Source organism: Enterobacter sp. CPE_E1241 (assembly GCF_045618265.1).
GTDB lineage: Bacteria > Pseudomonadota > Gammaproteobacteria > Enterobacterales > Enterobacteriaceae > Enterobacter > Enterobacter adelaidei.
Genome location: NZ_JBIWYV010000001.1, coordinates 2,171,378 through 2,186,379, shown reverse-complemented (window position 1 = coordinate 2,186,379; position 15,002 = coordinate 2,171,378). Strand labels below are relative to the sequence as shown.

General features: G+C 52.2%; 14 protein-coding genes. 8 read left to right on the top strand and 6 right to left on the bottom strand.

The features are described 5' to 3' along the window. Positions 1–295 precede the first annotated feature (295 nt). Positions 296–1,414, top strand: coding sequence for an aspartate-semialdehyde dehydrogenase (asd, locus tag ACJ9Y9_RS10675; RefSeq protein ID WP_028017383.1), 1,119 nt, complete (start codon positions 296–298; stop codon positions 1,412–1,414). A gap of 52 nt (positions 1,415–1,466) precedes the next feature. Here asd and ACJ9Y9_RS10670 read toward each other — a convergent pair whose 3' ends face one another. Next, positions 1,467–2,051 (bottom strand): dihydrofolate reductase family protein, encoded by a 585-nt coding sequence (locus tag ACJ9Y9_RS10670; protein ID WP_028017382.1) that lies wholly within the window; start codon positions 2,049–2,051, stop codon positions 1,467–1,469. A 245-nt stretch (positions 2,052–2,296) separates the two neighbouring features. On the opposite strand from ACJ9Y9_RS10670, the gene ACJ9Y9_RS10665 reads away from it, so the two are divergent. Continuing rightward, positions 2,297–2,776 carry an Rrf2 family transcriptional regulator gene (locus ACJ9Y9_RS10665; protein ID WP_028017381.1) on the top strand — a complete coding sequence of 160 codons (480 nt, stop codon included), beginning with the start codon at positions 2,297–2,299 and terminating at the stop codon, positions 2,774–2,776. Positions 2,777–2,835: 59 nt separating this feature from the next. On the opposite strand, the gene oqxB is transcribed toward ACJ9Y9_RS10665, so the two are convergent. After that, positions 2,836–5,988: a multidrug efflux RND transporter permease subunit OqxB gene (oqxB, locus tag ACJ9Y9_RS10660; protein WP_028017380.1), complete on the bottom strand. Its 3,153-nt coding sequence runs from the start codon at positions 5,986–5,988 to the stop codon at positions 2,836–2,838. A gap of 23 nt (positions 5,989–6,011) precedes the next feature. Further along, positions 6,012–7,187, bottom strand: coding sequence for an efflux RND transporter periplasmic adaptor subunit (locus tag ACJ9Y9_RS10655; RefSeq protein ID WP_028017379.1), 1,176 nt, complete (start codon positions 7,185–7,187; stop codon positions 6,012–6,014). 338 nt (positions 7,188–7,525) lie between these two features. On the opposite strand from ACJ9Y9_RS10655, the gene ACJ9Y9_RS10650 reads away from it, so the two are divergent. Next, positions 7,526–7,876, top strand: coding sequence for a helix-turn-helix domain-containing protein (locus ACJ9Y9_RS10650; RefSeq protein WP_028017378.1), 351 nt, complete (start codon positions 7,526–7,528; stop codon positions 7,874–7,876). On the opposite strand, the gene ACJ9Y9_RS10645 is transcribed toward ACJ9Y9_RS10650, so the two are convergent. Beyond that, on the bottom strand, positions 7,800–8,714 hold the full coding sequence (locus tag ACJ9Y9_RS10645) for a LysR family transcriptional regulator (protein ID WP_200871035.1): 915 nt from the start codon (positions 8,712–8,714) through the stop codon (positions 7,800–7,802). The two genes, ACJ9Y9_RS10650 and ACJ9Y9_RS10645, sit on opposite strands and share 77 nt — an antisense overlap. Before the next feature lie 100 nt (positions 8,715–8,814). On the opposite strand from ACJ9Y9_RS10645, the gene ACJ9Y9_RS10640 reads away from it, so the two are divergent. Further along, complete coding sequence (locus ACJ9Y9_RS10640; RefSeq protein WP_028017377.1) at positions 8,815–9,795, top strand: nitrilase family protein; 981 nt, start codon at positions 8,815–8,817, stop codon at positions 9,793–9,795. A gap of 77 nt (positions 9,796–9,872) precedes the next feature. Beyond that, positions 9,873–10,190, top strand: coding sequence for a YebG family protein (locus tag ACJ9Y9_RS10635; protein ID WP_028017376.1), 318 nt, complete (start codon positions 9,873–9,875; stop codon positions 10,188–10,190). A gap of 82 nt (positions 10,191–10,272) precedes the next feature. Here ACJ9Y9_RS10635 and gcvA read toward each other — a convergent pair whose 3' ends face one another. Beyond that, complete coding sequence (gcvA, locus tag ACJ9Y9_RS10630; protein WP_028017375.1) at positions 10,273–11,172, bottom strand: transcriptional regulator GcvA; 900 nt, start codon at positions 11,170–11,172, stop codon at positions 10,273–10,275. Positions 11,173–11,290: 118 nt separating this feature from the next. Between gcvA and ACJ9Y9_RS10625 the strand changes: the two genes are divergently transcribed. Together ACJ9Y9_RS10625 and ACJ9Y9_RS10620 are read left to right on the top strand one after the other, a co-directional pair. Further along, positions 11,291–11,647, top strand: coding sequence for a gamma-glutamylcyclotransferase (locus tag ACJ9Y9_RS10625; protein ID WP_028017374.1), 357 nt, complete (start codon positions 11,291–11,293; stop codon positions 11,645–11,647). Positions 11,648–11,711: 64 nt separating this feature from the next. Beyond that, a complete protein-coding gene (locus ACJ9Y9_RS10620) occupies positions 11,712–12,371 on the top strand; it encodes a DsbA family protein (RefSeq protein ID WP_028017373.1) in 660 nt (219 codons plus the stop codon). Between the two features lie 124 nt (positions 12,372–12,495). On the opposite strand, the gene ACJ9Y9_RS10615 is transcribed toward ACJ9Y9_RS10620, so the two are convergent. Further along, positions 12,496–13,623 (bottom strand): Bcr/CflA family efflux MFS transporter, encoded by a 1,128-nt coding sequence (locus tag ACJ9Y9_RS10615; RefSeq protein WP_028017372.1) that lies wholly within the window; start codon positions 13,621–13,623, stop codon positions 12,496–12,498. A gap of 102 nt (positions 13,624–13,725) precedes the next feature. Here ACJ9Y9_RS10615 and ACJ9Y9_RS10610 point away from each other — a divergent pair, with 102 nt between their 5' ends. Continuing rightward, the gene (locus tag ACJ9Y9_RS10610; RefSeq protein WP_028017371.1) at positions 13,726–14,520 is read left to right on the top strand and encodes a helix-turn-helix transcriptional regulator; all 795 of its coding nucleotides are present in this window, start codon (positions 13,726–13,728) and stop codon (positions 14,518–14,520) included. The last annotated feature ends 482 nt before the right edge of the window (positions 14,521–15,002 follow it).

Here is a 15,002-nt window from a genome sequence, read left to right as displayed (position 1 = left end):
AATTATAGCACTGGCATCTTAGCGGATGCTTGCTCAAGGAATAAATTTTCAATGCCACCCATAATGCCAATCTATTCCAGACAACCACCAAAGGTTACGATGGGTTTAATGCCATAAATATCAAGTAGTTGCGGTGACACTTTATATAGCAAAGGTATAACAAATGCTGATGCCGCATGAAATATATTAATATTGCCGGAATCTAATGCAATTCATAATGACCTTGATTATGGAATGAGATATAACGTGCCCCGAAGAAAATTAACATTTTCATAACGTAATTAAGGTTAAGCAAATGAAGCAAGTTGGTATTGTTGGCTGGCGAGGTATGGTCGGTTCTGTTTTGCTACAGCGAATGGTTGAAGAGAACGACTTCGACAATATTTCTGCACATTTTTTCAGCACCTCCAGTGCAGGTGCTGCTGGTCCTGTCATTAATGGTGTCAGCTACACGCTTAAAGATGCTAATTCCATGAGTGCCCTGGCCGATATGGATATCATCATAACCTGTCAAGGTGGGGATTATACCAAAGCCGTTTACCCGGCTTTGCTTAACCATGGCTGGCAAGGCTACTGGATTGACGCGGCCTCCGCGTTGCGGATGGATGAGAAAGCCTGCATTATTCTCGACCCCGTCAACCGCACAAATATTGATCGAGCAATCAAAGAAGGTATTAAGCTTTTTGTCGGTGGCAACTGTTCCATTACGCTGAGTCTTATGGGCCTGGCTGGGTTGATAAAGGCTGACTTGATCGAATGGATGAGTGTGATGAACTATCAGTCCGCATCGGGTGCGGGTGCACAATATGTACGGGAATTAATCACACAAAGTGCTTACATAAGTAACCATTTATCTTCGGATGAGCTGGCGTCCTCAGGTTCAGTGCTTCCTTTAGTTAACAAGGTCAGTGAGTTGATTAACAGCGCTGATATGCCGACCCAGAACTTCGGTGCTCCTTTGATGGGCAGCATCATTCCCTGGATTGACAGCGATTTAGGCGATGGCAATAGCCGTGAAGAATGGAAAGGTGAGGCTGAAACGAACAAAATTTTAGGTCTGTCTCCCGGTACGATCCCGGTAAACGGCTTATGCATACGAGTCGGCGTAATCCGCTGCCACAGTGCTGCTATAACCCTTAAGCTCAAGCGTGAAGTCCCCGAAGAGGAATTTGCAGAATTAGTGATGAATTCCCACCCTTGGGTTAACTATGTGCCCAATAACAAGGCTGAGAGTATCAGCACACTAACACCTGCATATATCAGCGGTTCGCTTAAGGTGGGTATTGGCCGTTACAAAAAAATGTCGCTAAACAATGAACCTATCTACTCGGTCCTGACGGTAGGCGATCAGCTATTGTGGGGAGCCGCGGAACCATTGCGTCGCATGTTGAATATTCTGCTTGGTAAAGTGTAAATCATAATATTCCGACAAAACACCTACTTAGTAGGTGTTTGCGGAACTTACTTTAGCGATTTCGTTTCAACTCGTATTGCAGGCACACTACCCCCGACGGGAAAATATGACTCTTCACCAACATGAGTGAGGTTCTGTCTTGTATATTTTTGAACAAGGGAATGCCTTGCCCCAGCAGAACGGGATTGACGAATAGCCAATATTCATCGATGAGGTTTTCCGCCATTAGCGCGTGAGTCGCTGAGGGGCTACCAAACAATAAGATTTCGCTGCCCGCGTTTTGCTTGAGCTTATTGATTTCGTCGCTTAAGTTGCTACTGATAATTTGCGTATTAGGGTGATTTTTTTCCAACAGCGTTTTCGACAACACCACTTTTTTGGCAGATTTATACCAACGCGAATGCGCAAGGTCATGCGGGCTGGCGTCAGGCTTATCGGCAGCAGTGGGCCAGTACGATTCCATCATCTGGTAGGTGGTACGCCCATATAGGGCGGTGTCGGTCTGCTGAATCCGCTTCTCCACGTATTCAAACAAATCGGGGCTTATGCAAATCCAGTCCAGACTCGCCTGCCCCTCAGCGTTAGATGCGACAAAACCATCCAGCGACACATGAACAAACGAAACGATTTTTCTCATGGTTTTCTCTCTGATTAAGTGTTGATTACGTAGCCTTTGGTTTGTCCATTCACCACCGATCACGCTCAAGTTGTATCGGATCGCGATGAACAAAAGCGTGAAGCGGTGAAAAAAATAGAATGTTCGATCACGAATGCCGCAGATTGCTTCAAAAAAATGACCGTATTTGTTATATTGTTGCTCATTGATTATTCACCTCTGCGGTGCCAAAAAGAATAAGATTCACCGCAACCCAGGAAAGAGAAATGTTAGATTACCGCTTCCCGACAGCTTTGCAGATGGTTCTCAGCGTAGCGATGGCGGAGCAATTGGGTGAACGTTCGACGAGTGCCATTCTGGCCTACGGCCTGGAAGCCAACCCGAGCTTTATCCGCAAATTGATGGTTCCGCTTACGCGTGATGGCATTATTGTCTCAACGCTTGGCCGTAACGGCTCTATTCATCTTGGTCGCCCGCCGGAAGAGATCACCCTGCGCGACATCTACCTTTCGGTCATCGAAGATAAAAAGCTATGGGCGTCGCGTCCAGACGTACCGGCTCGCTGCGTAGTCAGCGCTAACGCCTGCTGGTATTTCAAGTCAATTTCCGAAGAAGCGGAGCAAGCTTCGTTAGCGGTATTAGCACGCCACACTGTGGCAAGCGCGCTGGAAGAGGTCAAAAAAGCCGATACCAGCGGGTGCGATCCGGTGCCTGAACTTATCGCCCTGTATAAAAAAGCCCATTAATTTTTACGAAAAAAAACCGCCTTCACAGTGAAGGCGGTTTTTTATTATCTGCAATGTCCTTACGCAGGCAGCACTTCCCTTTCCACTTTACCGCGCGTCACGAGTTTACGCAGCGTCACGTAGAACACCGGTGTCAGGAACAGACCAAACAGGGTCACGCCTAGCATCCCGGAGAAGACGGTGATCCCGGTGACGCCGCGCACTTCCGCACCCGCACCATGACCGAGTATCAGCGGAATTGTCCCGGCAATAAAGGCGATGGAGGTCATCACAATCGGACGTAAACGCAGACGACAGGCCTCAAGCGCCGCTTCCATAATGCCTTTGCCCTGAATTTCCAGCTCACGGGCAAACTCCACGATTAGAATCGCGTTTTTACAGGCCAGCCCCATCAGTACCACCAGCCCCACCTGCACGAAGACGTTGTTATCGCCCCCGGTCAGCCAGACGCCAAACAGCGCGGAGAGCATGGTCATCGGCACGATGAGGATCACCGCAAGCGGCAGCGTCCAACTTTCATACAGCGCCGCCAGCACCAGGAACGCCAGCAGTACCGCGACCGGGAAGACGATCAGCGCCGTATTGCCCTGGGTGGCCTGCTGGAAGCTCAGATCCGTCCACTCAATATTCATCCCGTTCGGCAGGATCTGCTTAGACATCGCGTCCAGCTGCGTCATCGCCTGCGCTGATGAGAGCACGCGCGGGTCGGCATCACCAATCAGGTCCGCCGCCGGATAACCATTGTAGCGAATCACCGGATCAGGCCCGTAGGTGGTCGTGATTTTCACCATACTGCCAATCGGCACCATTTCGCCCTGGCTGTTACGGGTGCGCAGATTAGCAATATCTTCCACGCTGTCGCGGAACTGCCCGTCAGCCTGCGCCATCACGCGCCAGGTACGCCCGAACTGGTTGAAGTCATTCACGTACGACGAACCCAGATAGGTCTGCAGCGTACCGAAAAGATCGGTCAGCAACACGCCCTGCGCTTTCGCCTTATCGCGGTCAACCTGCACGTCCAGCTGCGGCACGTTAGCCTGGTACGTTGAGATCGGGAAATGCATCCCCGGCGTTTGCATAATCGCACCGGACATGGTGTTCACCGCGTTTTGCAGCGCGCCATAGCCCAGACCACCGCGATCCTGGATGTACAGCGAATAGCCCGACCCCTGACCCAGACCTAAAATCGGCGGTGGCAGGATGGAGAAGCCAAAGCCTTCCTGGATTTGCGCGATTTTTGCGTTGATCTCAGCGTTAATTTCCGCCGCAGTATGTTTGCGCTGGTCGAACGGCTTCAGGCCAAAGAAGACCGTCCCGGTATTCGGCGTGTTGGTGAACTGCAGCGCATTCAGCCCCGGAAACGCGACCGCATAGTCCACACCTTCAGTATTCATCCCGATTTCGCTCATTTTGCGGATCACCGCATCGGTGCGCGCCAGCGACGAACCTTCCGGCATTTTCACGCCGCCAATCAGGTACAGCTTGTCCTGCGTCGGAATAAAGCCGCCGGGCACCGCTTTAAACATCACGCCCGCCGCACAGAGCAGCAGCAGATACACCGCAAATACCGCACCGCGTCGTCCGAGCGTTTTCCCCACCAGCCCCTGATAACCGTTCGAGCTGCGGTGGAAAAAGCGGTTAAACGGACGGAAAATCCAGCCAAACAGACGGTCAATAAGCCGGGTCGGAAAATCCTTCGGTGCGCCGTGCGGTTTTAACAGCAGAGCCGCCAGTGCCGGAGAAAGCGTCAGCGAGTTGATGGCGGAAATCACCGTCGAAATCGCGATCGTCACCGCAAACTGCTTATAGAACTGCCCGGTGACGCCTGAGAGGAACGCCATCGGCACAAACACCGCACACAACACCAGCGCAATCGCGATAATCGGCCCCGAAACCTCACGCATCGCCTGATGCGCCGCCGCAAGCGGAGCAAGCCCTTCTTCGATATTTCGCTCGACGTTTTCCACCACCACGATGGCATCGTCCACCACGATACCGATAGCCAGTACCAGCCCGAACAGGCTCAGGGTGTTTAGTGAAAAGCCCAGCAGGTAGAGAATGCTGAACGTCCCCACGACAGAAACCGGCACCGCGATCAACGGAATGATCGACGCGCGCCAGGTTTGCAGGAACAGAATCACCACCAGCACCACCAGCACCACCGCTTCCAGCAGCGTTTGTACGACAGCACGAATCGAATCGCGCACAAAGACCGTCGGATCGTAAGGAGCCGCCCACTTCATGTCTGCAGGGAAACGCGTGGACAGTTCGTCCATTTTGGCTCGCACCGCGTTAGACAAATCAATGGCGTTCGCCCCCGGAGACTGGAAGATGCCAATCCCGACCGCGTCTTTATTGTTAAGCTGGGAACGCAGCGCATAGCTGCCGGAACCCATTTCGATACGCGCCACGTCGCGCAGGCGGACAACCGTACCGTCCTGCGTCGTTTTCAGGACAATATTGCCAAACTCGTCTTCAGTATGCAGACGCCCCTGGGCGTTAATGGAGATCAGGAAATCACTCTCTTTCGGCAGCGGCTCGGCACCCAGTTGCCCGGCGGACACCTGAACGTTCTGCTCCTGCATAGCCGTGACCACGTCCGATGCGGTCAGCCCGCGGGCTGCCACCTTGTTAGGATCCAGCCAGACGCGCATCGCGTATTCGCCTGAGCCGAAAATCTGAATCTGGCCGACGCCGGGCAGACGCGCCAGCTCGTCCTTCACCTTCAGCGTGGCGTAGTTACGCATATACAGGGAGTCGTATTTCCCGTTGGGCGAAAACAGATGCACCACCAGCGTGAGCGTTGGCGACTGTTTCTGGGTGGTAATCCCCAAACGCCGCACGTCTTCCGGCAGGCGCGCCTCGGCCTGCGCGACGCGGTTTTGCACCTGTACCTGCGCCTGATCCGGGTCGGTTCCCGGACGGAAGGTGACGGTGGTCACCAGTACGCCGTCCGAGCCCGCAACGGACTTCATGTACATCATGTTTTCAACGCCGTTGATCGCCTCTTCCAGCGGCGTCGCCACGGTCTCGGCAATCACTTTCGGGTTGGCGCCCGGGTATTCCGCGCGCACCTGCACGCTTGGCGGCACAACGTCAGGATATTCGCTCACCGGCAACAGCGGGATGGCGATCAATCCTGTGATAAAAATCAGAATCGACAGGACGGCGGCAAAAATGGGCCTGTCGATGAAAAAACGGGAAAAGTCCATGGGTCGGATTCTCAGGTAAGGGATCAGTTAAGGGCGGCGCTGGTAGTCATGGCAACGGTTTTCGCGTTAACCGGCATCCCCGGCATGAACACTTTTTGTAAGCCCTCGACGATGACTTTATCGCCAGGGTTCAGCCCTTGACGCACGATGCGTAAACCGTCTGCCAGACGTCCCGGCGTGATGTCGCGACGCTGTGCTTTCCCCTCTTTATCCACGATATACACGTATTTGCGATCCTGATCGGTCAGCACCGCTTTGTCGTCGATCAGCGTGGCTTTGAATTCCGCGCTGCCCGGCAGGCGTACGCGGGCAAAGAGCCCTGGCGTGAACTGACGCTGCGCGTTATCCAGCAGCGCGCGCATACGGATGGTGCCGGTACTCGGCGTTAACTGATTATCAAGGAAGTCCACTTTGCCCTGATGGGGATAACCCTCCTCGCCCGTCAGACCAATCTCCACCGGAAGCGCCATGTGATTGCTGGACGCCCCCTGCCCGCTGCGGGCCAGATTTTGGTAGTGAAGATAGGTCGACTCATCCACGTCAAAGTAAACGTAAACCGTTTTCTGCGAGACCAGCGTGGTGAGGACGCTGGCGGTGTCTCCCGCAGTCACCAGATTACCGCTGGTGATCAGCGCCCGGCTGGCGCGGCCATCAATAGGCGCGGTGACTTTGGTGAAATCCAGGTTAAGTTGTGCGGCGTCAACCGCCGCCTGCGCGGCGCGAATGTTGGCCTGTGCCTGGGTGGCAGCTGAACGACGCTGCTCCCATTCTTCACGGGAGACTACGTTGGTATTGACCAGTTTATCGGTACGGTTGGCCTCGCTTTGTGCCAGGCTGGCCTGCGTTTTGGCTCTCGCCAGGTTCGCCTGCGCCTGCTCCAGCGCCGCACGATAGGTTCGGTCATCAATGGTGAACAATACCTCGCCCTTTTTCACCTCCTGGCCATCGGTGTAATTCACTTTATCAATGTAACCGGAGACGCGCGGACGTAACTGAACGCTCTCCACTGCCTCAATCCGACCGTTAAAGCTATCCCACTGGCTAATGGATTTCACAACCACGTCAGCAGCGCTGACGGCGGGCGCAGGTGGCGCAGCGTTTTGCGCGACACTGTTATCGCATCCGACGAGCAGCACGGAGAGCAACATTACCCCCAGCGCGCTCAGATGAAAGTTACCCCAGGTTTTTTGCAGGCTCATTATTTTTATTCCGATAATTGTAGCCGCCGGACAAGACGCCGCAGGAGATGCCGCGCCACTTCCTTTGTCCGGTAGCTGGCTTAAGGCCATTTGTGCCGTTCATCGCCACAAAACTGTAACAGTAATGAATACACTATTCGCGGCGATTGTAGGAAGGCGCTTAACTAAGTGCAAGAATAATTGTTGCACTTTATGTGCTATTTGAGTCGAAGGGAAAAGAGCCGTTTCGCTCAAGGACTTAAATGCAACAATAAAACTTGCAATTAACGTAAAAACCAGCCAACCTTTAAATGCAACAGACAAAGATACTTTTAGACGAGCGGTATGAGGGTAACCAGATGAACACTGGCGCATTTATGCATGATTTACTCGACTGGATCGACAACAACCTTGATAGCCGTCTGGACATTGAGTCCGTCGCCAGGCGATCCGGTTACTCAAAATGGCACCTCCAGCGGCTCTTCAAAGAGCATACTGGCTCCCCTCTCGCCGAGTATATTCGCGCGCAAAAGCTGCAAAAATCGGTCGAACGGCTGGCTCAAAGTGATGAACCGATCCTGAACGTGGCGATCGCGCTGGGCTTTGACTCACAGCAGTCCTTCAACCGCAGCTTTAAGCGTCAGTATGGTCAGGCGCCTGGCGCATGGCGGCGGAGTCTGGGTGGCCCGGAAACGCAGCAGCTACGCTAGCAATGAAATTGTCACGGATGACATCCTCCCTGCTTGCGTCCCAGGCGATGCCCACCTCCCAGCTTATTGACTCCCCCGTTAGCGGAATAATCACCAGTTCCGGCGGCGCGATATGGGTCACGCTGGTGGGCAGAATGGCCACACCGATCCCCGCAACCACCATCGCGACGATAGTTTGTATATCGTCAGTCAGTTGCGTCGATGAGATGAAAAGACCGTTGTCATGCAGGAAGCGGTCAATCTGTGCGTTTAAACCCCGTCCCCGCTCATCATAAAGCCGCAACAGAGGGCGTTTCGCGAGCCACTCAGCCACAGACATTGTCGGCGACGCGGCGGGCGCAACCAGAACCAGCCGATCGGTAAATAACGGCAGGTATTCAAGCGCCACGGGGGGCGGAACCCTGACAAATCCCACCTGTAGCTCATCATTTTGCAATTGCTCGTACTGCTGGAATGAAGGCAGATCCGTCAAGGACATCTCGACTCCCGGGAAGTCGCGACGAAAGTCTGCAATACAGCGTGGTGCCAGATAAAAGCTTGAGAGACCAAACCCGACGGCAATATGCCCTTCAACCCCTTTTGAGACCCGCTCAGCATGCTGCATAAATAACTGGGTTTGCCTGACCACTTTTTCAGCCTCTGGCAGTAAACGTTTGCCGTTGGCCGTCAGTACTGCGCCGTGACGACCTCGTGAAAAAAGAGACATATTCACCTGAGATTCGAGGAGATTAATCTGTTTGGTCAATGCCGGTTGCGAGATAAACAGCACCCGCGCCGCATCGGCATAGTTCCCTTTTTCAGCCAGTACCACAAAGGCTTTAAGCAACCGGATGTTCAATTTTGCATTCCAGATGGTTATTAAAATCAGAAATGATTTGATTATACAGTTATTGGAAAGCGTTATGTAATTCAGTTTCGAAAACAACTGGAGACGCATCATGAACGAACATCAATCCTTAAAGGCGGCAACCGTACAGTTTCAGCATCAGGCTAATAATAAAAAATACAACCTGCTGATAATGGAGAAATTTATTGAGCAAGCGGCGCTTGAGCAGGTGAAAATTCTCACCTTCCCTGAAATGTGTATCACCGGCTACTGGCATGTCCCCAAACTCACCTCAGCGGAGGTATCAGCTCTGGCAGAGCCGATTGCTGAAAGCCCTTCCCTGACGCTCATTCGCTCTCTGGCGATCAAACATCAAATGCTTATTGGCGCCGGTCTTATTGAACGCGCCGACGATGGCCGCCTCTACAATGCGTATGTTGCCTGTATGCCGGACGGCTCAATGCATACGCACCGTAAGCTCCATGCTTTTGAACATCCGGCTATCAGCAGCGGGGACAGCTTTACCGTTTTTGATACGCCGTGGGGAGTGAAAGTCGGCATATTGATTTGCTGGGACAATAATCTGGTCGAAAATGTACGCGCGACGGCGTTGCTGGGTGCCGATATTCTTCTCGCACCGCATCAAACAGGCGGTACGGATTCCCGCAGCCCTCACGGAATGAAGCCTATTCCGCTGTCGCTCTGGGAGGAGCGGGAAACGCGCAAGGAGGAAATTACGGCCGCATTCAAAGGGGCAAGCGGTCGGGAATGGCTCATGCGCTGGCTGCCTGCCCGTGCACATGACAATGGATTAATTGTTCTCTTCAGCAACGGTGTGGGTGCAGATGATGACGAAGTGCGCACAGGGAATGCCATGATCCTCGACCCATATGGAAGGATCGTGAATGAAACCTGGGCGGCTGAAGATGCGATGGTGAGCGCTGAGCTGGATTTAAGTCTGCTTGCCATGAGCACCGGTCGCCGCTGGATCCACGGTCGCCGCCCCGATTTATACCAGATATTGACCCAGCCGCAGGGCTATGAACGTGATGCGATCAGCGCACGATTTTCGAATGAGCCCCCTGCCCGCTAGAAATGTCAGCATTTTTTAGCTGCAACATAAACCCGGAGCTGTTACGCTGTATATAATTACAGTATGAGGTGCGCATAATGGCTGTTGAAACAAAATTTGTTGTCGTAAGAAAAGGTGAAGAGAAAATGACATTTGCCAGTAAGAAAGAGGCTGACGCTCACGACAAGCTGCTCGATATGGCAGACGCGTTCACCGACTGGCTGTTGCAAAGCGGAATGCAGATGGATGAAACGCAGGCTGAAAATCTTGGACTGTATCTCGCCGAGCAGAAAGAGACCGTGCAGCATATTCTGCGTACCAGCAAGCTTCCCGATCTCAATGCCGCTATTGTTGCAGATAAAACAGCAGCCGATGAGGTTGATGATAAAAAAATCAGAGCGGTGAAAGCGGCCTGATTACGAGAATAATCATTACCTGTTCCGAAGCCGTAAGGAGATAACTGCTTGCGGCTTTTTTAGCTGTTTGTAGGGTTCCCTGTTAATCTTTCAGCAGGCTTATTTCTTCGAACAGCCATTGCTTCAGCGTTCGTATTTTAAACGAATCCTTATTATCCAAACGGTAAACTAAATCGTATCCCCGTTCTGCTTTAAGTTTGTATTGCGGAAACGGAACAACAAGCCTTCCGGCAGCGACATCATCTGCAATCAGCACACTCCGTCCCAGAGCCACGCCTTCGCCACGTATAGCGGCTTCGGTCGCCATGCTGCCAAGCGTCCATAAGGTCCCCTGATGGCCGCTGAAATGGTTTTCTCCGGCCATTTCAAACCATGCCTCCCAGTTCGCCAGCATTCTGTACTCATGAAGAAGCACGCAGTTTGAAAGATCCTTAATTTCTTTCAGACCGTTATGTTCCTTAATAAAGTCGGGGCTACAGACAGGGGTGACTGTTTCACTCAAGATTCGCTCAGAACAGACGTCGCGATAATTACCACGGCCATAACGAATTGCTGCATCGACCTGACCATCGTTAAGATCCACGTTAATGTCAGTAACATCCAGCTGAATATCGAGTTCAGGATGCCGCTGCCTGAAACGGCTGAGACGCGGGGCCAACCACTTACTGGCGAATGAAACCGTTGTACTGATACGCAAACTTTTTGCCGGGCTCCTTTCGCGTAAACGCTCGGACTCTCTCACTAAATCACCCAGAAGGCGGGTAACCGCAGGGTGGAATTCAGCCCCCTCCTCCGTCAGGATTATCTGTCGCGTCAGTCTGTGAAAAAGCTTTATCCCCAGATGATCTTCGAGCTTCCGGATTTGCCGGCTTATCGCGCCGTGCGTGACGTGCAACTCCGCTGCCGCCAGCGTCATGCTGGAGAGCCGCGCAGTGGCTTCAAAAGCCCGAAGCGTTTGCAAGGGTGGGAGGCGATCGAACATCATACGCGTGATAATAATTCACGCATGATGTGAGAACAAATGATTTGTCAGGCCCTCGTCCCAAAATCAAAATCGAAACAAATAACCATTTTATTTTCATCATGTTATCGGAGGGATAATGGAAAGTTTGTTCGTGTACGGGACGCTCGGTCCAGGCAGACCTAATGCGCATATTCTTGAGAATATCGGTGGGTCGTGGCAGGAAGGACACGTGGGCGGGTCTCTGTTAAATAAAGGCTGGGGTGCAGAGATGGGGTATCCGGGGATCGTGCTGGATGACTCAGGTAATCGTGTTCAGGGTTTTATTTTCACTTCAGCGAATTTGCATAATCACTGGGATGTACTCGATCAGTTTGAAGGTGCTGAATATGAGCGTGTACCGGTAGACGTCATGACGACTACCGGTCAGACAATAAATTCGTGGGTGTACCGGCTTAAGCCATTCGCTCATTTTACGCAACACTGCATTTACTGAATGCCCGTATTTAACGAGGTTCGAACGCATTATGATGGCGCTATTCCGTTATGAAGGAGGCAACATGCGTTTTGAGAGACTGCAGTATTTATTTGATCCACTTTGCGGCTGGTGCTACGCCAGCGCGCCGGCGCTGGGTTACCTTGCTCAGCACCACGCTGATAAACTTGAGCTAATGCCCAGCGGGCTGTTCAGCGATGAGGGAGCCCGGGACATCACCGCGGAATGGGCGGAGTACGCCTGGTCTAACGATCGGCGCATCGCTTCACTCACCGGGCAGCCTTTCAGCGAGCGCTATCATCAGCTTCTGCTGAGCGGTACGCGGTTTGATTCGACGTTTATGAATCGTGCTCTGACCATGGTTCGTGACATCAACCCGTCGGCCGAGACACATCTTCTTCATACGCTACAGCATGCCCGCTATGTTGAGGGGCGAGACACCTCAAGACCTGACGTGGTGGGTGATATCGTTGAGGACTGGGCCGGGAAAAACAACCTTGCGTTAAAGCATGAACGGGTCACTCTGGCGCTTGATACCGATAAAGCGCTGCGGCATATCACGGACGAGAGGATCGCGAAAGTGAAGCGTCTTATGAATCAGCATGGTATCCGAGGAGTGCCTGTGCTGCTGGCGACGGTTAACGGCACGGAGCATATGATTAGTGGACATGCTCTTTACGGTGGTGCAGAGAAATTACGCGCTACGCTATCAACGCTTGCCTGAATGAATTTTCCAGCATGACGGCCATTCCTTAGCTAATCGGGCTGCAGCTGGCGTAAACCATTCTATATTGCACCGGGAACCCATTCTCTGACAGGTTCCCAGGTCAATATTAACGCCAGCAGGCTTAGTGGCGAGAAAGGCTGCAAAAACATGCTGTTACGGCACAAGCTGTCAGAACTAATCCCAGCTGCTGCACGATACCGGCAAGTCCCAGCATCATTCCCAACAGCATATAGTAGACTAATCCAAACAGCGCTCCGGCTGCTCCGGCCTGTTCACGATACTGGCTCAGGGCCTGGCTCAACACGTTTGGAATCGCGATGCCATAGGCAACCACAATCCCGGCCATCGGCAAAAGGATCCATACAGATTGCTGTAAAACCCATGCTGCAATACCCGATAACAGGGCCAGCAGGCACGCATTCTTCACCAGCTGTTCTGGTGACAAACCGACAGACAACAGTTTCCGGTTCCAGAGGCTGCCCGACAGAGAGGCAAAAGCCAGTAAAACTCCCGTCCATCCAAAAGCCCTGGGGCTCCAGCCCAGTTGCCCGAAAAGAAACGGCGCAAGGCTGTAGTAACTGAAAATCATCGTATTGAGCAGCGCAACAAGCACTGCATTTTTCCACAGCCTTCCATCACCCGCCATTCGGTAAAACAGCCCGCCAAAACGGGCACTGGAAGTATTTTCCGACCGCGTTTCTGGCAGCAAGAATGCGGTCAGTATCAGCAGAACCAGCGCCAGTGACGCCAGCGCAACAAATACGCCGGTATGTCCGTACAGGCTAACCAGCCAGCCTCCACTCACCAGACCGAAAACCGGGCTGATTGCCAACGCCGCACCCATAACAGAAAAGACGCGGGCTAAGGCCGTCGATTCGTAACGATCACGTAGCATGGTCTGAACGACAACGGATCCGGCTGCTGCCCCCATGGCCGCGACCATGCGTGCCATGAGCAAAACACTAAAGCCTGGAGCGACAAGCGCCAGTGCAGAACCGGCCCCGTAGCACAGTAGTCCGGCCATCATCGCTGGTCGCCGACCGATATGGTCGCTTAACCAGCCCCAGAGCGTAACGCCGACGGCAAACGCGACAAAATAGACAGAAAGTGTCTGCGCGGCACGTTCACTGCCTACCTGAAACGCACGGGCAATGCCAGGCAATGCGGGGCTGTAAATGGTTTCGACCAGTTGAGGAAACATAATCAGTAATGTCAGAAGCCACAACGGTGGCTGTTTATCGGTGTTCATAACAACAATCCTCAGATAAGCAGAATATGCTGCTATCATTGCGGAAGTTGCCATGTCGAATTACCATTATTACGACTACATATATTTAAAATCGGACATTCAATGAAGATAAACCCTCAAGATTCTTTCGATCCGGATCTGTTCGACGATCTGGTTATCGGAATTGCATCCGATATGGGGGTACATGATTCAGGGATGCACAGCCACCTTCGTCATCAGTTACTTTTTTCGGCGGCGGGAAGTATCACAATTGAGCTGGATAATACCCTTTGCCTGCTTCCACCCAGGCGTGCGGCATGGATACCGGCCGGCACGGCTCATCGCGCCATAATGAAGGGTAAGATGGCCTACCGTTCGCTGTACTTTTCTGGCACTTTACCGTTATCGGCATTACCTCTGCAGATTGTTGAAGTTAATCCCCTGTTCTTTGAGGTGATCGAGCGGATGGCATTCTGGCCATGGGGAATGCCCACAGAACGACAAAGCAGTCTAATCAATGTTTTTTGTGAGGAAATTAAAAATGCCCATCGCGAAAACTGGACGTTACGGTTTCCCTCAGATATTCGCCTGAATACCTGGCTAAACACCATCCGTAAGGGCGAATTACCCCCACGGCTTGGACAATTAGTCCAGAAGGTAGGGGCATGTGAACGCACGATAAGCCGTATATTTATCCGGGAAACGGGAATGAGTTATCAGAGCTGGAGGCAACAGTGGAGGCTGCTGAAAGCGATGGAAATGTTGTGCGAGGGTATGTCGCTAAGTCAGGTTGCACAGCAGCTAGATTTTGTCAGTGACAGTGCCTTTATTGTCTTCTTCCGCCAATATACGGGGACAACGCCGACCCGCTACCTCCGGCATTCAATTGCTGAACATCAGGACGTAACGTCGGTTTAACAGCCAGTCTTCGCTCACAGCTGACTTGCTTCATAGTTAGCTCGCCCGCTTTGTGCCAGGAGCGGTGACATGTTCCCAATTGTTTGACTCACGGCATTGCTAGCAAGAACCATGGATACTCAATGACAAACGTCTGCTGTTCGCTGTGAGTTCAATGGGTCGATGCAACGCTATCCTTAGCCATTGGGGGCAGATCACAGCATCAATTTATGCATAACGCCTCATTGCTCGAACCAATAAAAAATCCCGCAATAACGGGATTTTTGCTGATCCATTAATTGATGTGTTAATGAAAAATTTTTTTAAACTCACCAATCAGCTTCTCACTTTTTGACGATAACCTTGCTGTTATTCGATCACATTTGCATTTTGGGCAAACAGTAAACATATCGACCCCCTCAATAACGACATCACCGCCATTAACTATGGTTTCTTTCCAACCACACCTCACACATTCATATGTAGTCGGCTGTCTGGCTATA

Excerpts from the sequence above, each read along its gene's own strand:
- asd (WP_028017383.1), top strand. The coding sequence starts at position 296 with ATGAAGCAAGTTGGTATTGTTGGCTGGCGAGGTATGGTCGGTTCTGTT.
- ACJ9Y9_RS10670 (WP_028017382.1), bottom strand. The coding sequence starts at position 2,051 with ATGAGAAAAATCGTTTCGTTTGTTCATGTGTCGCTGGATGGTTTTGTC.
- ACJ9Y9_RS10665 (WP_028017381.1), top strand. The coding sequence starts at position 2,297 with ATGTTAGATTACCGCTTCCCGACAGCTTTGCAGATGGTTCTCAGCGTA.
- oqxB (WP_028017380.1), bottom strand. The coding sequence starts at position 5,988 with ATGGACTTTTCCCGTTTTTTCATCGACAGGCCCATTTTTGCCGCCGTC.
- ACJ9Y9_RS10655 (WP_028017379.1), bottom strand. The coding sequence starts at position 7,187 with ATGAGCCTGCAAAAAACCTGGGGTAACTTTCATCTGAGCGCGCTGGGG.
- ACJ9Y9_RS10650 (WP_028017378.1), top strand. The coding sequence starts at position 7,526 with ATGAACACTGGCGCATTTATGCATGATTTACTCGACTGGATCGACAAC.
- ACJ9Y9_RS10640 (WP_028017377.1), top strand. The coding sequence starts at position 8,815 with ATGAACGAACATCAATCCTTAAAGGCGGCAACCGTACAGTTTCAGCAT.
- ACJ9Y9_RS10635 (WP_028017376.1), top strand. The coding sequence starts at position 9,873 with ATGGCTGTTGAAACAAAATTTGTTGTCGTAAGAAAAGGTGAAGAGAAA.
- gcvA (WP_028017375.1), bottom strand. The coding sequence starts at position 11,172 with ATGTTCGATCGCCTCCCACCCTTGCAAACGCTTCGGGCTTTTGAAGCC.
- ACJ9Y9_RS10625 (WP_028017374.1), top strand. The coding sequence starts at position 11,291 with ATGGAAAGTTTGTTCGTGTACGGGACGCTCGGTCCAGGCAGACCTAAT.
- ACJ9Y9_RS10620 (WP_028017373.1), top strand. The coding sequence starts at position 11,712 with ATGCGTTTTGAGAGACTGCAGTATTTATTTGATCCACTTTGCGGCTGG.
- ACJ9Y9_RS10615 (WP_028017372.1), bottom strand. The coding sequence starts at position 13,623 with ATGAACACCGATAAACAGCCACCGTTGTGGCTTCTGACATTACTGATT.
- ACJ9Y9_RS10610 (WP_028017371.1), top strand. The coding sequence starts at position 13,726 with ATGAAGATAAACCCTCAAGATTCTTTCGATCCGGATCTGTTCGACGAT.